Annotated in this window: 16 protein-coding genes; 7 read left to right on the top strand and 9 right to left on the bottom strand. The window is 72.0% G+C overall.

Features of this window, described 5'->3' with window-relative positions; translation table 11 throughout:
* Positions 1-20: 20 nt before the first annotated feature.
* Both SMD20_RS14815 and thiE read left to right on the top strand, forming a co-directional pair.
* The gene (locus tag SMD20_RS14815; protein ID WP_329580625.1) at positions 21-398 is read left to right on the top strand and encodes an Rv2175c family DNA-binding protein; all 378 of its coding nucleotides are present in this window, start codon (positions 21-23) and stop codon (positions 396-398) included.
* Positions 376-1,017, top strand: coding sequence for a thiamine phosphate synthase (gene thiE, locus SMD20_RS14810; RefSeq protein WP_329580622.1), 642 nt, complete (start codon positions 376-378; stop codon positions 1,015-1,017). The genes SMD20_RS14815 and thiE overlap by 23 nt, the downstream gene beginning before the upstream one ends.
* Positions 1,018-1,096: 79 nt before the next feature.
* Here the strand turns inward: thiE and SMD20_RS14805 are convergent, their stop codons facing one another.
* Entirely contained in the window at positions 1,097-2,164 is a 1,068-nt protein-coding gene (locus SMD20_RS14805; RefSeq protein ID WP_329580620.1) for a polyprenyl synthetase family protein, read from the bottom strand.
* A 105-nt stretch (positions 2,165-2,269) separates the two neighbouring features.
* Here SMD20_RS14805 and metF point away from each other — a divergent pair, with 105 nt between their 5' ends.
* Positions 2,270-3,190: a methylenetetrahydrofolate reductase [NAD(P)H] gene (metF, locus tag SMD20_RS14800; protein ID WP_329580617.1), complete on the top strand. Its 921-nt coding sequence runs from the start codon at positions 2,270-2,272 to the stop codon at positions 3,188-3,190.
* Positions 3,191-3,361: 171 nt separating this feature from the next.
* Here metF and SMD20_RS14795 read toward each other — a convergent pair whose 3' ends face one another.
* Together SMD20_RS14795 and SMD20_RS14790 are read right to left on the bottom strand one after the other, a co-directional pair.
* Positions 3,362-3,937, bottom strand: a complete 576-nt coding sequence (locus SMD20_RS14795) for a GNAT family N-acetyltransferase (RefSeq protein ID WP_329580614.1) — start codon at positions 3,935-3,937, stop codon at positions 3,362-3,364.
* Positions 3,938-3,946: 9 nt separating this feature from the next.
* Positions 3,947-4,423: a YbaK/EbsC family protein gene (locus SMD20_RS14790; protein ID WP_091076197.1), complete on the bottom strand. Its 477-nt coding sequence runs from the start codon at positions 4,421-4,423 to the stop codon at positions 3,947-3,949.
* A gap of 97 nt (positions 4,424-4,520) precedes the next feature.
* On the opposite strand from SMD20_RS14790, the gene SMD20_RS14785 reads away from it, so the two are divergent.
* The gene (locus SMD20_RS14785; RefSeq protein ID WP_329580610.1) at positions 4,521-5,339 is read left to right on the top strand and encodes a L,D-transpeptidase family protein; all 819 of its coding nucleotides are present in this window, start codon (positions 4,521-4,523) and stop codon (positions 5,337-5,339) included.
* 7 nt (positions 5,340-5,346) lie between these two features.
* Here SMD20_RS14785 and SMD20_RS14780 read toward each other — a convergent pair whose 3' ends face one another.
* Positions 5,347-5,904 (bottom strand): hypothetical protein, encoded by a 558-nt coding sequence (locus tag SMD20_RS14780; protein ID WP_329580608.1) that lies wholly within the window; start codon positions 5,902-5,904, stop codon positions 5,347-5,349.
* 23 nt (positions 5,905-5,927) lie between these two features.
* Complete coding sequence (locus SMD20_RS14775) at positions 5,928-6,581, bottom strand: TetR/AcrR family transcriptional regulator (protein WP_329580605.1); 654 nt, start codon at positions 6,579-6,581, stop codon at positions 5,928-5,930.
* Positions 6,582-6,677: 96 nt separating this feature from the next.
* Here SMD20_RS14775 and SMD20_RS14770 point away from each other — a divergent pair, with 96 nt between their 5' ends.
* From SMD20_RS14770 to SMD20_RS14760, 3 genes are all read left to right on the top strand, one after another.
* Positions 6,678-7,868: a cytochrome P450 gene (locus tag SMD20_RS14770; protein ID WP_329580602.1), complete on the top strand. Its 1,191-nt coding sequence runs from the start codon at positions 6,678-6,680 to the stop codon at positions 7,866-7,868.
* Between the two features lie 11 nt (positions 7,869-7,879).
* Entirely contained in the window at positions 7,880-8,071 is a 192-nt protein-coding gene (locus tag SMD20_RS14765; RefSeq protein WP_329580600.1) for a ferredoxin, read from the top strand.
* A 430-nt stretch (positions 8,072-8,501) separates the two neighbouring features.
* Positions 8,502-8,948 carry an SAV_6107 family HEPN domain-containing protein gene (locus SMD20_RS14760; RefSeq protein ID WP_329580598.1) on the top strand — a complete coding sequence of 149 codons (447 nt, stop codon included), beginning with the start codon at positions 8,502-8,504 and terminating at the stop codon, positions 8,946-8,948.
* A gap of 251 nt (positions 8,949-9,199) precedes the next feature.
* Here SMD20_RS14760 and SMD20_RS14755 read toward each other — a convergent pair whose 3' ends face one another.
* From SMD20_RS14755 to SMD20_RS14740, 4 genes are all read right to left on the bottom strand, one after another.
* Positions 9,200-9,559 (bottom strand): hypothetical protein, encoded by a 360-nt coding sequence (locus SMD20_RS14755; protein ID WP_329580595.1) that lies wholly within the window; start codon positions 9,557-9,559, stop codon positions 9,200-9,202.
* A gap of 313 nt (positions 9,560-9,872) precedes the next feature.
* Positions 9,873-10,367, bottom strand: coding sequence for a transcriptional regulator BldD (gene bldD, locus SMD20_RS14750; protein WP_026214021.1), 495 nt, complete (start codon positions 10,365-10,367; stop codon positions 9,873-9,875).
* Between the two features lie 301 nt (positions 10,368-10,668).
* On the bottom strand, positions 10,669-11,535 hold the full coding sequence (locus SMD20_RS14745; RefSeq protein ID WP_329580591.1) for a universal stress protein: 867 nt from the start codon (positions 11,533-11,535) through the stop codon (positions 10,669-10,671).
* Entirely contained in the window at positions 11,532-12,953 is a 1,422-nt protein-coding gene (locus tag SMD20_RS14740; RefSeq protein WP_329580589.1) for an amino acid permease, read from the bottom strand. Before SMD20_RS14740 ends, SMD20_RS14745 begins: the two co-directional genes overlap by 4 nt.
* Positions 12,954-13,015: the final 62 nt, after the last annotated feature.

The following is a 13,015-nucleotide window of genomic DNA, read 5'->3' as shown; positions in this document are numbered from 1 at the left end:
CATGTGGTAGTTGTGGTTCCGTGACGCTTTCTGTTGCACAGATCGACCGGGAGACCGACCAGCTCGTCAGCGAGTGGCTCACGCTCCCCGAAGTGGCCCAGCGCCTGGAACTCCCGATCGGGCGGGCCAAGCAACTCCTCAAGGATCACAAGCTCCTCGGCGTGCGCCGGGAGGGCAGCGGGTCCCCGCAGGTGCCCGCGGTGTTCCTCGACGGGAAGGACGTGATGAAGGGCCTGCCCGGCACCCTGACCGTGCTGCAGGACGCCGGCTACGACGACGCCGAGTCCCTGCGCTGGCTCTTCACCCCCGACGACTCGCTGCCAGGCTCGCCCATCGAGGCGATCAGGGCCGGTCGCCACACCGAGGTCAAGCGGCGTGCCCAGGCCCTTGCTTTCTGACGCGCGCCTCTATCTCTGCACCGACGGCCGCCGCGACCGCGGCGACCTCGCGCAGTTCCTCGACACGGTGCTGGCGGGCGGCGTGGACATCGTCCAGCTGCGGGAGAAGGGCCTGGAGGCCCGCGAGGAGCTCGCCCTCCTCGAGGTCTTCCGCGACGCCTGCGACCGGCACGGCAAGCTGCTGGCGGTCAACGACCGGGCGGACATCGCCTACGCCGCCCGCCCCGACGTGCTCCACCTGGGGCAGGACGACCTTCCCACGACGGTCGCGCGAGAGATACTCGGCGACGACATCGTCATCGGACGGTCCACCCACTCCGCCGCCGAGGCCTCCGCCGCGGCCGTGGAGGAGGGCGTCGACTACTTCTGCTGCGGGCCGATCTGGCCCACGCCGACCAAGCCCGGCCGCCCGGCCCCCGGCCCGTCGCTGCTGCGGCACGCGGCGTCGCTGGGCGAGGCGCGGCCGTGGTTCGGCATCGGCGGCATCGACCTCGGCAACCTCGACGACGTCCTGTCGTACGGCGTGCGCCGGGTCGTCGTCGTGCGTGCCATCACCGAGGCCGACGATCCTGGCGCGGCGGCGGCGGAGTTCGCCAAGCGCCTGGCCGCGGCGGCCTGACCCACCCACCCGACCCTCGCGCCGCCCCGCCCTCCGGCGGGGCGGCGCTCGCATGTCCGGCGCCGCCAGGCGCGGCCGATCAGGTGGTGCGAGAGGTGGCGGCGATCGCCAGCTCCTTCAGCGCCGTGCGCGCCTCCTCGGTGACCGGGGCCCGGTCGAGCGCGGCCAGCGCCTCGCCGAGGTAGTCGCCGATGAGGTCCTCGCACGCGCTCAGCGCGCCCGTGCCCTCGATGACGCCGCGCAGCGTGGCGACGCCGTCCTCGTCGAGGCCGGGGTCGCCGAGCAGGCGGCGCACGGTCGCGGCCTCGCCGGGGGAGGCGGCGGAGAGCGTGCGGGCCACGAGCATGGTGCGCTTGCCCTCGCGCAGGTCGTCGCCCGCGGGCTTGCCCGTCTGCGCCGGGTCGCCGAAGACGCCGAGGATGTCGTCGCGGAGCTGGAAGGCGATGCCGACCCGCCGCCCGTAGCCGGTGCACAGCTCGTCCATCCAGGGCGCGAGCTCGCGGGCGGCCAGCGCGAGGCCGAGGCGCAGCGGCTGCTCGACGGAGTACTTGCCGCTCTTGTAGAGCGCCACCCGCAGCGCCGAGTCGAAGGTGTTCTCGCCGTGGGCCTGCTCCAGCAGGTCGAGGTACTGGCCGCACATCAGCTCGGTGCGCATGTGGTCGTGCACGGGCTGGGCCGCCTCCAGCGACTCGGGGGGCAGCCCGCTGGTGCGCCACATCTCGCCCGACCAGATGAGCAGCAGGTTGCCCAGCAGGATCGCGGCGCCCTCGCCGAACTGCGCGGCCGAGCCGTGCCAGCTCTCCTTCTCGTGCAGCGCCTCGAAACGGCGGTGCGCCGCCGGCATGCCCCTGCGCAGGTCGCTCTTGTCCATCACGTCGTCGTGCACGAGCGCGCTGGCCTGCAGCAGCTCAAGCGAGGCGGCGGCGGTGAAGATGCCGGGGCCGTCCGCGCCGCCCGCGCCGCGCCACCCCCAGTAGCAGAACGCGGGCCGCAGCCGCTTGCCGCCGGCCAGCAGGTCCTCGGCGGCCGCGCGGAGCGGCTGGAAGTCGGGGTCACCGGAGGCGGGGAGCTGGCGTTCGACGAAGGCGCCCAGGGCACGCTCAACCCGCGTGCGCAGGACGTCCATGCTCGCGGCGTCAGTGGTCATGACTCCGAGACTAGTGGCCGGTTCGAGCGGTTCCGATCGGGGCGCGCGCGAGCGGTGGTGATCCGCGCCACGGCGGGCCGCGCCGCTGCCTGTAACCTGTGGGGCATGGCGCTTGGTCGACCCTCCGTCCTGCCGGGACGTGTCCCCACCGTCCGCGACATGCTCGCCTCCGGCAAACGCACGTTCTCGTTCGAGTTCTTCCCCCCGAAGACCGACGAGGGCGAGCGGCAGCTGTGGAAGGCGATCAGGGAGCTGGAGTCGCTGCGGCCGACGTTCGTGTCGGTGACCTACGGCGCCGGCGGTTCCACCCGTGACCGCACCGTCGACATCGTCGAGCGCATCGCGCACGACACCACGCTGACCCCCGTGGCCCACTTCACCGCGGTCAACCACTCCGTCCGCGAGCTGCGCCACCTGGTGGGGCGCTTCGCCGACGCCGGGGTGCGCAACATCCTGGCCGTGCGCGGCGACCCGCCCGGCGACCCCACGGGCGAGTGGGTGCGGCATCCCGAGGGCGTGCTCTACGCCGAGGAGCTCGTACGCCTGGTCAGGCAGGCGGGCGACTTCTGCGTGGGCGTGGCGGCGTTCCCGTACAAACACCCGCGCTCGCCGTCCATCGAGTCAGACACCGACCACTTCGTACGCAAGTGCCGGGCCGGGGCCGACTACGCGATCACCCAGATGTTCTTCCAGGCCGACGACTACCTGCGGCTGCGCGACAGGGTGGCGGCCCAGGGCTGCGACACGCCGATCATCCCGTGCATCATGCCGGTCACCCAGATGAGCACGATCGCGCGTTCGGAGCAGTTGTCAGGTGCGCCGTTCCCCTCGGACGTGGCGGCGCGCTTCGAGGCGGTCAAGGACGATCCCGCGGCGGTGCGGCGGCTCGGCATCGACCACGGCGCCGAGCTGTGCCAGCGGCTGCTGGACGAGGGCGCGCCGGGCATCCACTTCATCACCTTCAACCGCTCCAGCGCCTCCCGCGAGGTGTTCCAGCGCCTGGAGCCGGCGTCGCTGCCCGCCTAGACGACCTGCGTAAAGGCTCGTCCATGAGCGGGTGCGGGCCGTCATCCGCCCGCAGGGGGACCGGGCGGATGACGGCAGGGTAACCAGATCGGTCGGTAAAGGGTCGGTCACTTTCCGTGATGACTCATGCCCCGGGTCATCACGCGGTAAACCAACGGTTGAGGGCAGGGCTCAGGGCAGGGGGAGCGGGCGGCCCGCGATGGCGTACTCCTCGTAGCCGCCGGGGAAGACGAACCCGGCGAGCAGGTCGACGAAGCCGAGGCTCGCGTAGAGGTGGCGGGCGGCGGTCGGCTGGTCGTGGGTGGACAGCACGGCCGACCGTTCCGGGCGGCCGGCGCAGAGCGTCCTGATCATCGCGCGGCCGATGCCCTTGCCTTGGAAGTCGGGGTGCACGTGGATCTCGGCCAGCTCGAAGGCGTGGCCCAGCCAGGCATGGGCGGCCTCGGGCCCGGACCGCTCGGTGAGCGCCCGCAGCACGACGTCGTGCCACCACTGCCCGGGCGCGCCGCGGAAACCGTAGGCGAAGCCGACGACGTACGGCTTCTCGCGGTGGCCCGGCGAAAGGGATGAATCGCGCAATTCTGCGAAATAACACTGGAAATAGGGATATGTCGCGTGGTTGCGCATGATGGTCTTGCGGCCGGCGATCTGGTCCGCGGGCGGGCGCATCGCGGCCGTGTAAATGCCGATCACCGTGTCCAGCCGCTCGGTGAACTCGGCCGGTCCCGCCCCGCGAAACTCGATCACCGTCGCACCCTACTCGACGTCCACCGCCACGCCTCCGGTGATCCGCACCAGCTCCTCGAACGTGGTCGGGAACACCGTCAGCGGATGCCCGCCCGCCGCCCACACCACCTCGTGCTTGCCCAGCCAGTTGTCCACCAGCGTGCGCACCGGCGCGGGATGCCCGACCGGGGCCACGCCGCCGATGGGCTGGCCGGTCGCCGCCCGGACGAACTCGGGGGTGGCCCGCCGTACCTTCGCCGCGCCCGCCGTACGGGCGATGAGGGCGGTGTCGACGCGGTGCGCGCCGCTCGTCAGCACCAGCAGCGGCTCGCCGTCGGCGTCGAAGATCAGGCTGTTGGCGATGGCGCCGACCTCACAGCCGAGCTGCGCCGCCGCGGTGGCCGCCGTGGGCGCCTTCTCCGGCAGCACGATGACCTCGCCGTCCGCGCCCAGCTCGCGCAGGGCGGACTGCACGACGACGGCGTTTGGTGGCAACTTCTGAGACATGGGGACACTCTAAACAGGTTGACGGCTTCATTACCCGTTCATGGTGACTGGTGTAGGGTCCTGTGATCCGTTGTCCACGGCATGAGAGGTGGTACGGGTGGGAGTTTCGCGACTGCCCGGAATGGCGGCTCTGCTGACGGCCGGAGCTTTAGCGCTCGCGGGATGCGGCACGGCGGCGCTCAGCCCGCCCGCGCACAACCTCTCCACACCCGCGACGGCGGTCGCGCCCGCGGGAGCGCAGGCCGGTCCCGCGACCACCGCTCCCGTCGCTGTCCCGCGCAAGACGCTGAAACTGGGCGCCAAGGGCAAGGCCGTCACCTGGGTGCAGCGGCGGCTCACGGAGCTGGGCTACCGTCCTGGCAAGGCCGACGGCCGCTACGGCGGCAGCACGCTGGCCGCCGTGTGGGCGTTCCAGAAGGTCAACGGCATCAAGCCGACCAGTACGATCGCCAAGCGCACCTGGGACGCGCTGGAGAGTCCCAAGGCCCCCAAGGTCCTGGTGCCGCGCGGCCGGCCGACCCGCGCCGAGGTCAACCTGAGCAAGCAGATCATGGTGCTGTACGTCGGCGGGAAGCCCGAGCTGATCACGCACATCTCCTCCGGCAGCGGCGTGCCGTACTGCGAGACCGCCGTGTGGCAGGGCAAGGAGCAGCGTTTCTGCGGCTCGGCCACCACCCCCACCGGCGACTACCGGACCACCTGGCGCACCAGCGGCTGGCACAGGTCCTACCTCGGCGAGCTGTACAACCCGATCTTCTTCAACGGCGGCATCGCCTTCCACGGCGCGCTCTCGGTGCCGCTGTACCCGGCCTCGCACGGCTGCGTCCGCCTGCCGATGAACGTGGCCGAGGCGCTGCCCGGCCTGCTGGGCAAGGGCGTGCCGGTGCACGTACGGGGCCGCTTCAGGGGCCTGTGAGCGGGCCTCACGACGCGGGGCGGGGTTCCTCGGCCTCCTCGGCCGGCAGCGGCGTCCGTGGGGCCTCGGCGGGCCTGCGGCGGGCCGTCAGCGCCAGCCCCACGGCCTGCGCGAGCCCCGCCGCGGGCAGCAGGAAGGCCGTGGCCGGCTGCCAGGCGGGCAGGCCCGCGACGAAGTCCGCCGCCTGGTAGAGGCCGCCCAGGAGCCGCGGCGGGTTGACGAACGCCACCACGCAGCCCAGCGCGTACGGCACGATCAGGAAGCCCGACAGCACGAGCAGGAACGTCCGGCCCCGCCCGCCGCGCCCCAGCAGCGGCCCGATGACCAGGTAGGCCAGCGCGGCCACCCCCACCACCAGGGCGGTGAGCACCACCACGCGCCAGGCGTCCACGCCGAGCGAGGTCAGGCCGTCGGCGTCGATCCGGCCGCCCTCCCACCTCGGGCCGCGCGCCTGCGCCTCGGCGGCCTGGTGGACCGCCGTCCGCCCGGCCAGCGCGTACGCCGCCACCAGCACCGGCCCCGACGCCAGCAGCGCCACGCCGATCCGCCGCCCCCGGCCGCCCATGCGCCCCCCTTGCTCGACCGGTCTCAGCTTGCCATCCCCGGCGGTTCCACCGGGATCCGGCCGGCGGCCCGGGTCTCGAGGGCGCGCAGCCCGTCCAGCGCCAGCTCGGCCGCGCGCCGGCCGGTCGTCTGGAGGTCCTTCAGCGACCGTTCGTGCCCGAGATGCGCCATCACGGCCAGCTTGACCGCCCCGAACAGCGCGCCCACGGCGGCCGCCGCCTCGACCTCGTCCAGCTCGTCCGGGCACGCCTGGCGCAGGGCCGCGGCCAGCTTGAGCTGGCTGTCGTACATCAGCAGCAGCGCCCGCGCCCGCAGGGCGGGCTCCTCCATGATGAGCCGCATCCGCAGCTCGGCCTCCTCGAACGTCAGCGCCTCGTCCTCCAGCGCCCACCCGAACCCGGCCTCGACGAGCCGCAGCAGCAGCGCCCCGGCCGTCTCGCCGGGACGGCGGCCGGCCAGCAGCGCCAGCGCGCGCTCCATGCGCTCCTCGCCGTCGTGGAAGACCAGGTCGTCCTTGCCGTTGAAGTAGCTGAAGAACGTGCGGGTGGAGACCTCGGCCGCGGCGGCGATCTCCGCGAGCGTCGTGTCGGCGTAGCCCTTGCGCGCGAACAACCGGAGCGCCGCGTCGATCAGCGCCCGGCGCGTGCGCTGCTTCTTGCGCTCCCGAAGTCCCGCCATGTCCGAACTTTACTGCATGCGAAGTTCTCTTTCATTCATTGCAATTTTGCAGTGGTAGAGGTTTTCTGGGAGTACGTTTCGGAGAGGAGCCGAGGCATGTCCGATCTGACCCTTCCCATGGCCCGGCGGCACCCGCTGGACCCACCCGACGAGCTCGGCGAGCTACGGCGGCAGGCACCCCTGCACCGCCTGACCTTCGCCGACGGCCATCTGGGCTGGCTCGTCACGGGCTACGCCGCCGCCCGCGCGGTGCTGGCCGACCCGCGCTTCTCCAACCGGCCGGAGGGGATGCACCCGCCGCTCCCCGGCAGGATGGAGCTGGCCAAGCGGCAGGACTTCCGCGTGCCGCCGGGCATGTTCCTGCGTACCGACCCGCCCGAGCACACGCGCTACCGCCGGCTGCTGACCGGGCAGTTCACCGTACGCAGGATGAAGGCGCTGGAGCCGCGCATCGCCGAGATCACCGAGGAGCACCTGGACGCCATGGAGGCCGCGGGGCCGCCCGCCGACCTGGTGGAGTCGTTCGCGCTGCCCATCCCCTCGCTGGTGATCTGCGAGCTGCTCGGCGTCCCGTACGAGGACCGCGCCCGCTTCCAGGAGGACGCCAGGGTGCTGTTCAACCTGGAGACCAAGGTCGAGGACGCGCTGGCCGCCGTGGGCAGCACCATGGCCTACCTGCACGACCTCATCGGCCGCAAGCGCGACAAGCCGGACGACGACCTGCTGAGCGGGCTCATCGAGGGCGGCGAGCTGACCGACGAGGAGCTGACGGGGGTCGGGTTCCTGCTGCTCGTCGCCGGGCACGAGACCACCGCCAACATGCTCGGGCTCGGGACGTACGCGCTGCTCACCAACCCCGCGCAGCTCGCCGCGCTGCGCGACGACCCCTCGATCACCGAGACCGCCGTCGAGGAGCTGCTGCGCTACCTCACGATCGTCCACCTGGGGCCGCTCAGGAGCGCCGTCGAGGACGTCGAGATCGAGGGCGTGCTCATCAGGGCGGGGGAGACGGTCGCGCTCAGCCTGTCCGCCGCCAACCGCGACCCGGCGCGCTTCCCCGGTGGCGACACCCTCGACGTCACCCGGCCCGCGACCGGCCATCTCAGCTTCGGCCACGGCATCCACCAGTGCCTCGGCCAGCAGCTCGCGCGTACGGAGATGCGCATCGCCTACCCTGCGCTGGTGCGCCGTTTCCCTGGCCTACGCTTGGCCGTAACGCCGGAGGAGGTGCCGATGCGCTCGGACATGAGCATCTATGGAGTGCACCGCCTCCCTGTCACCTGGTAGAGGTCATCACCATGGAAATCAAGGCAGACACGACCGTGTGCATCGGTGCCGGCATGTGCGCGCTGACGGCTCCCGAGCTGTTCGACCAGAGCGAGGACGAGGGCACGGTGCTGGTCCTGCGGCGCGAGGTGCCCGCGGAGATGGAGGACGTCGTACGGCGGGCCGTCACCCTGTGCCCCTCGGGCGCCATCTCCGCCGGCTGACGCCGCCCTCCTCCCGCCGGGAGGGGGCCACGAGCAAGGGCCGCCGTCGCGACACGCCGTCGCGACGGCGGCTTTCCTGCTTTCGAGCTGCTTTCCTTCAAGGTCATCGAACCTGTGTTCGTGGAACCGGTTGACATCGGAGGGTGATCGAAATTATGTTCGACCTAGTGACGGTGGGGCTCGCGGCTCAGCGTCACGAGAGCCTGGTCGCGGGCTGATCGCTTCCCCAAGCGCGACCCGCGGCCAGGCTCCACGGGCGAAGGTCATGTCCTCGTCGTCGGCGGAGACGAACGGGCGTGTCCTGGCCGGACGGGGAGAGGGGAAGCTCCTCGTCCGGCCGGCCCGGCGGAAATGTCGGTGGCGTCTGAGAGTGTTGACATCACCGGTGGAGATGCCGGCAGCCGCCCACGATTTCGAGGAGGCGCGCAAGATGGCACCAAGGCCGAGAGACACGCCCGGGCCCCGGCTGTCGCCCGCGGTCCGGGCACACCTGGCCGACGCACGTTCCAGCCTGGCGGAGGCGAGCGCCGCTCGCACCCCGGCGTCCCGATACGTGGCCGCGCACCTGGCGGCCCTGAGAGCGGCCGCGGCGATGCTCGCCGCCCGCCCCCGTCCCGGCGAGGGTCGCAGACGCAAACTGCGCAGCGCGTGGGACCTGCTGCCCGAGGCGGAGCCGCACCTGACCGAGTGGGCCGCCTACTTCTCGGTGACCGCCGCCAAGCGGGCCGCCGCGGAGGCGGGCATGACCAGCCGGATCAGCGCGGCCGACGCCGACGAGATCCTGGCCGAGGCCGACACGTTCGTGTCCACCGTCGAAGATCTGCTGGGGGTTCCCGTCCAGCCCCAACTACCACTGAACGTCCCCCTCGCCGGCTGACTACCTGATCCCGCCGCCGACGATGACGGCGACGAGGGGACAACCGGGACGGCCTGACCGCTGGCCCGTCAGTGCGACCTGTCCGGGCGCGGTCTGACCGCCGGCCTGTCAGTGGCCCAGCGGCTGCTTTCTGTGTGCCCGGAACACCCTCCCCGCCGTACGGCGTTCATGGATGTGGGCTGAAACGGGGAACGCTTCCCGGTCAAGGCCGGTCGGGCCCTGGCGGGAAGCGCTCGGTTACATCACCCCTGTCAGTCGTCGGCGCAGATGGCGAAGACGCTGATGCCGACGTCGTTGTAGCCGATCTGGCGGCCGATGCCGATCCAGCCGCGGCGGTCGTCGGTGGGGAACGAGCCGACCAGGATCGCTCCGTTGCCGCGGGCCTCGGCGCCGCCGCCGACGACCTTCTTGCCGGCGGGACAGTACAGCGTGCGGCGCTGGAAGTTGGGAACGTTGGCGTTGGGCAGCGTGACGAGCTGGAAGCCCGAGCCTCGCCCCGATGGGCGGCTCTCGGCGGAGGCGGTCGAGGTGCCGACCACGGCGGCGGTGGCCACGCACGCGCCCGCCGCGATGAGCGCGAGGGGAATGGTCAGGAGCTTCTTGGACTGCATGGGTTCTCCTTCTTGCGAACTCCCGATGAACGCGATCCGGGCAGCACGAGACACGCCGGCGTATCCGGTGCTCGTGGACTGCGGTCACGGGGGCTAAAGGGCCTTACACGAAGAGTATCCATGTGATTACGCTCCGCGTCCAGGAACCTTTACTACAGGGGCCGGAGAAAGGCCGAGAAGGGCCGAGAAGGGCCGGAAAAAGCGAAGGAGCCCGCCGGGCGTGGCGGGCTCCTTGAAAAGGGTCAAACGGCCGGGCGGTCGGCCCGTACGGGTCCGGGGGCCGGCCCCGATGGGGCGGGACGACCGCGCGGGATCAGAAGGACTCGACGGCCCTGCGGGCCTCCGCGTCGAGGACGCCCCAGCTGATGAGCTCCTCGGTCAGCTCGCTCGGCGACTTGTCATAGATCACGGCGAGGGAGCGCAGGTCCTCCTGGCGGATGGACAGCACCTTGCCGTTGTAGTCGCCACGCTGGCTCTGGATGGTGGCGGCGTAGCGCGCCAGCGCGCCGGCCTTCTCCTTCGGCAGCGTCGCCAGCCGCTCCAGGTCGATCACAAGCTTGGGTGTCGGCCCCAGCGGGCTGGGCGCGGCCCCACCCGGCAGCAGCTCCGAGACGGGCACCCCGTAGAAGTCGGCAAGCTCGGCAAGCTTCTGCACCGTGACCGCGCGGTCGCCACGCTCGTACGAGCCCACGACCACGGCTTTCCACCTGCCACGCGACTTCTCCTCGACTCCATGCAGGGACAGGCCCTGCTGGGTGCGGATGGCGCGAAGTCGTGCACCCAGCGACTTTGCGTACTCAGACGGCATCGTGTGGCCCCCCGGCTCTCGTATGTATCGCTCTCAGTAGATTGTGCTCCCTTGCGGCATATGCCCCAGCCACCGGGGGGTCTGGTGCCAGGCTCGGCACCATCGGTAGCCATGGCTCTGGGTTTACCCCAGAAGGCCGCGAGGTGTGGTTACGCACAGTGACGGTAAAGGGGTGGACGCCGAAGGTCAAGCTGATTGGAAAAAAGATGCCGAATCCGGTCCGGTATGGATCGCCGCAAACGCCCCTCATGTCCCAGAGGTAACACTACTTTGTCACAGAATGCCCATGCATGCGCCCATGTCAGGGCTGCCGCGTCAGAATCATGACAGGGCGCGTCGAGGCCCGTACGATCTTCAGCGAGGTGTCCCCGAGGAACACCCGCCGAAGTGGCCCGGTGTCGCTCGAAGCGCATATGATCATCTCGCCGGGCAGCCACGAGGCCGCGCCGAGCGCCTGCGCGACCGTCCGGCCCTCCAGCACCTCGACCTCCACGCGCAGCCGCCGGGCCTGGCCGCGGGCCGCCGCGCGCAGATCGGCCGCGGCCTGCTCGCGCAGCCGCGCCAGCATGTCCTCCTCGGCCCTGACCCGGCGGGCGGGACCGACGACCAGCGTCACCAGCCGCAGCGGCAGGCCGAGCGCCACCGCCGTGCGGGCGGCGTCCTTGACCGCGGCGTCGCAGCCGGGGCCGCGCCGGTAGGCGAGGGTGAGCCGGTCGAAGGCGGGCGGCGGCTCGTCGCCGTACCCGCGCGGGGCGAGCAGGACGGGCACGGACGAGGCGTGCAGGAGCTGGTCGGCCGTGCTGCCGACGGCGATGCGGCCTCTGGCGCCGCCAGGGGCCGAGCCGATCACCACGACGTCGGCCGAGCGCCTGCGCGCCAGCTCCACCAGCCCGCGCCCGCTGTGCCGGCTGGCGTGGACGACGTACCCGGCCTCGTCTCCCGCCAGCTCGCGGGCCTGGGCGAGCGCGGCGTCGGCCTGCTCGGCCAGGTACGCCCGCCAGGCGCTGTCCTCCGCCCGCGCCGGGCCCGGAGGCGACCAGACGGGCGGGCGCACGTACGCCACCGTCAGGCGGGCGCCGGCCCGCCGCCGCAGCAGCAGCGCCAGCGCCAGCCCGTCCCGGCCGCGCGGCCCCGGCACGTACCCCGCGAGAAGTTCGCCCAGCCTCATGGCTCCACCTCGGTGTTCAGCCGCGAACGGCGGAAGCCGTACAGGAAGTAGCAGGCCAGCCCGACCGCCATCCACAGCCCGAACGCCGCCCAGGTCACCCCGGCCAGCCCCGCCATCACCAGCACGCACATGACGGCCCCCAGCACCGGCGTGAGCGGGAAGAACGGGACGCGAAAGCCGCGCGGCAGGTCGGGCCGGCGCCGCCGCAGCACCACCACGCCCACGTTGACCAGCGCGAAGGCGAACAGCGTGCCGATGCTGGTGGCCTCGGCGAGCTGCCCCAGAGGCACCAGCCCGGCCAGCACCGACACGAACACGGCCACGATGAGGGTGTTGGCGACCGGCACCTGCCGGCGCGGATCCACCCGCTGGAACACGCGCGGGACGAGCCCGTCGCGCGACATCGCGAACAGGATGCGGGTCTGCCCATAGAGAACGGTCAGCACGACGCTGGCGATGGCCACGACCGCGCCGAACGAGATGATCAGCCCCGGCCAGGTCGCTCCCACGGCCAGGTCCGCGATGGCCGACAGGCTCGCCTCCGAGCTCGCGCCGAACTCCGTCCACGGCCTGGCTCCCACGGAGGCCACCGCCACCAGCACGTACACGGCGGTCACGACGGCCAGCGACAGGATGATCGCCAGCGGCAGGTCGCGCCGCGGGTTGCGCGCCTCCTCGCCGGCCGTGGAGGCCGCGTCGAAGCCGATGTAGGAGAAGAACACCTGCGAGGCCGCCGCGGTCACCCCCGCCACCCCCAGCGGCGCGAACGGCGTCATGTTGCCCGACCGGAAGGCCGTGAACGCCACCGCGCAGAAGAACAGCAGCACCGCCACCTTGATCAGCACGAAGACGACGTTGGCCCGCGCGCTCTCCGACGCCCCGTGCAGCAGCAGCCAGGTCGCCAGCGCCACGATGAGGATCGCGGGAAGGTTGACCACGCCGCCGTCCTGGCCGGGGGAGCGGGTGATCGCCGCCGGCAGCTCGAAGCCGGCCAGCGAGCGCAGGAACGCGTTGAGGTAGTCGCCCCACCCGACGGCCACGGCCGCCACGGACACGGCGTACTCCAGCATCAGGCACCAGCCGCACACCCAGGCCACCAGCTCGCCCATCGTCGCGTACGCGTACGAGTACGACGAGCCGGACACGGGGATCGTCCCGGCCAGCTCCGCGTACGACAGGGCCGACAGCAGCGCCGTGAACGCCGCCAGCACGAACGACAGCACCACGGCCGGGCCCGCCTTGGGCACCGCCTGCCCGAGGATGACGAAGATGCCGGTGCCGAGCGTCGCGCCCACGCTGAACAGCGTGAGCTGCCACAGCGACATCGTCCGCCGCAGCTCGCCGCCCTCGCCGTGGCCGCCCTCGGCCACGATCCGCTCGGTGGGCTTGGTGCGGAAGAGCCGCCCGACCGGCGTCATCCGCCCCACCCCCTGCCCCCCGCGCAACGTGCCGGCCGGCGGCGTCGTCCGCGCCGGCGTGA

The sequence above is a fragment of the Nonomuraea sp. LP-02 genome (assembly GCF_036289125.1).
In the GTDB taxonomy this organism is placed as follows: domain Bacteria; phylum Actinomycetota; class Actinomycetes; order Streptosporangiales; family Streptosporangiaceae; genus Nonomuraea; species Nonomuraea bangladeshensis.
The sequence above is the reverse complement of the archived record's forward strand: the minus strand, read 5'-3'. Positions and strand labels throughout refer to the sequence as shown.

What these genes read in the sequence shown, in the direction of transcription:
- SMD20_RS14805 (WP_329580620.1), bottom strand. Translation starts at nt 2,164, where the DNA reads ATGACCACTGACGCCGCGAGCATGGACGTCCTGCGCACGCGGGTTGAG.
- metF (WP_329580617.1), top strand. Translation starts at nt 2,270, where the DNA reads ATGGCGCTTGGTCGACCCTCCGTCCTGCCGGGACGTGTCCCCACCGTC.
- SMD20_RS14790 (WP_091076197.1), bottom strand. Translation starts at nt 4,423, where the DNA reads ATGTCTCAGAAGTTGCCACCAAACGCCGTCGTCGTGCAGTCCGCCCTG.
- SMD20_RS14780 (WP_329580608.1), bottom strand. Translation starts at nt 5,904, where the DNA reads ATGGGCGGCCGGGGGCGGCGGATCGGCGTGGCGCTGCTGGCGTCGGGG.
- SMD20_RS14775 (WP_329580605.1), bottom strand. Translation starts at nt 6,581, where the DNA reads ATGGCGGGACTTCGGGAGCGCAAGAAGCAGCGCACGCGCCGGGCGCTG.
- SMD20_RS14770 (WP_329580602.1), top strand. Translation starts at nt 6,678, where the DNA reads ATGTCCGATCTGACCCTTCCCATGGCCCGGCGGCACCCGCTGGACCCA.
- SMD20_RS14765 (WP_329580600.1), top strand. Translation starts at nt 7,880, where the DNA reads ATGGAAATCAAGGCAGACACGACCGTGTGCATCGGTGCCGGCATGTGC.
- SMD20_RS14760 (WP_329580598.1), top strand. Translation starts at nt 8,502, where the DNA reads ATGGCACCAAGGCCGAGAGACACGCCCGGGCCCCGGCTGTCGCCCGCG.
- SMD20_RS14755 (WP_329580595.1), bottom strand. Translation starts at nt 9,559, where the DNA reads ATGCAGTCCAAGAAGCTCCTGACCATTCCCCTCGCGCTCATCGCGGCG.
- bldD (WP_026214021.1), bottom strand. Translation starts at nt 10,367, where the DNA reads ATGCCGTCTGAGTACGCAAAGTCGCTGGGTGCACGACTTCGCGCCATC.
- SMD20_RS14745 (WP_329580591.1), bottom strand. Translation starts at nt 11,535, where the DNA reads ATGAGGCTGGGCGAACTTCTCGCGGGGTACGTGCCGGGGCCGCGCGGC.
- SMD20_RS14740 (WP_329580589.1), bottom strand. Translation starts at nt 12,953, where the DNA reads ATGACGCCGGTCGGGCGGCTCTTCCGCACCAAGCCCACCGAGCGGATC.